The 313-nt window shown below is 45.0% G+C and carries 1 pseudogene; it reads left to right on the top strand.

Annotation, left to right across the window (positions count from 1 at the left end):
- Window positions 1–223 (top strand): annotated as a pseudogene (locus QGT73_RS17385) (IS4 family transposase); the annotation flags it as partial.
- Window positions 224–313: the final 90 nt, after the last annotated feature.

The following is a 313-nucleotide window of genomic DNA, read 5'->3' as shown; positions in this document are numbered from 1 at the left end:
CATCAAGATCCAGGTATGGGTCACACTTATAGCCAATCTGCTGCTTTCGGTCCTGCAAAACAAACTGACAAGACGCTGGAGCTTCTCGGGACTGGCGACAATGGTACGAATCGTGCTGATGTATTACCTAAATCTCGAAAAGTTCCTCAATCAACCCGACGCAGACCTGAAAATAATGCTCGCCGATGCATCTGAATCGCCGCCGGAAGAAACTGAAAACTGATAAGGGGGCTTGTCCTATACAAAAAGTTAGCCCAACTTCTATATTTCAAGAAGTTGGACTCGACTTTTTATGGTTTAGCGGACAGTAATA

The sequence above is a fragment of the Duncaniella muricolitica genome (assembly GCF_910574735.1).
In the GTDB taxonomy this organism is placed as follows: domain Bacteria; phylum Bacteroidota; class Bacteroidia; order Bacteroidales; family Muribaculaceae; genus Duncaniella; species Duncaniella muricolitica.
This window is presented reverse-complemented; position numbering and strand designations above follow the sequence as displayed.